The following is a 1,199-nucleotide window of genomic DNA, read 5'->3' on the forward strand; positions in this document are numbered from 1 at the left end:
GTTGATGACCGAACCCCGGCAGCGGCCGGTCATGGCTGAGCCAGCGCCGGATCGTCGCATCGGCGCCATGCCGCGCCGCATCCTCGGCCAGTTGCATCACCGCCTCGCCGGCGCCGCCATGGCGCGGGCCTGACAGCGTCGCGAGCCCTGCCAGCAGGCAAGCGGCCAGCGGCGCGCCGGTCGAGGCTGCGACGCGCGCGGCGAAGGTCGACGCATTCAGTTCATGATCGGCAAGCAGGACAAGCGCACGGCGGATCGCATCGGCGCGGCCGGCATCCACCGACCAGTCCTGCGCAAGCCGCTGATGGACGGGATTTGACCCCGCCGGTGCGCCCAGCGCGGCGGCCAGCACGCCGACCGCGTGCGCGGCATCGGCATGCAGCGAGGCGGCGCTGCGCCCGAGCGACGGGCGCCCCTGACCGGCAAGCACGGCAAGTTGCGCAAAGGCCGAGGCTCGGCCAGCTTGATGGGGTGCGTCCGGCGACGCTGCTTCGAAAGCCACTGGTTTCGGCAGAGCCCAGAGAACGGCGGCGGCTTCTTCCAGTGTGGCGTGCCCGGAGAGCACTGCGGCGTCCTGCCCGCGATAGATGAGCCGACCGTGCGAGACGGTCGAAATCGCCGTTACGATCGAGGGCTCGCCCCAGGCGATGGCGCTTTCGGCGATGACTGACGGGCTGCGGCCGCGCGCCCGGCGGGTCGCCAGTGCGGCGATATCGTCGGCGCGGTACTGGCTGCGGCGCGGATCGGCGCGGTCGGGCCGCATGCCGATGCGCCCACGGCTGACATAGGCGTACAGCGTCTGCGCCCGCACCTTGAGTCTCTCCAGCGCCTCTTCCCGGGACAACCACTCGGACATATCGAGCCCTGATATTGATTCTATTGATCAAGATTGATGGAAACGTTGCCCATCTCTATCTCCGATCCGGAAATGCTTCAAGGAGACAGGCTATGGCGAATGGGCTCGATGATGTGGTGGCGGCGGAAACCGTGCTTTCCGATGTGGATGGTCTTGGCGGCCGTCTGACGATCCGAGGTCATTCGCTGCCGGAACTGGCCGGCCGTTGGAACTATGCCCAGGTGGTTAGGCTGCTGCTCGACGGCTTCTTCAACGACCTTCCCGATGATGCGCAACTGTCGCGGGCGCTGGGACAGGCGAGTGCGGACGTGTTCGAACGGCTCTTGCCCTCGCTGCCTTTGCT

The 1,199-nt window shown here is 67.7% G+C and carries 2 protein-coding genes; one reads left to right on the forward strand and one right to left on the reverse strand.

Going from position 1 to position 1,199, the window contains the following annotated elements; translation table 11 throughout:
* Positions 1 to 856: citrate/2-methylcitrate synthase (locus tag EN925_RS36635; RefSeq protein ID WP_128337406.1), on the reverse strand; the 856-nt coding region annotated here is incomplete at its 3' end.
* 92 nt (positions 857 to 948) lie between these two features.
* On the opposite strand from EN925_RS36635, the gene EN925_RS36640 reads away from it, so the two are divergent.
* The coding region (locus EN925_RS36640; protein WP_281040701.1) for a citrate/2-methylcitrate synthase at positions 949 to 1,199 on the forward strand (251 nt) is incomplete at its 3' end.

Origin of the sequence: Mesorhizobium sp. M7A.F.Ca.US.006.04.2.1 (assembly GCF_004022915.1) — a bacterium.
GTDB lineage: Bacteria > Pseudomonadota > Alphaproteobacteria > Rhizobiales > Rhizobiaceae > Mesorhizobium > Mesorhizobium ciceri.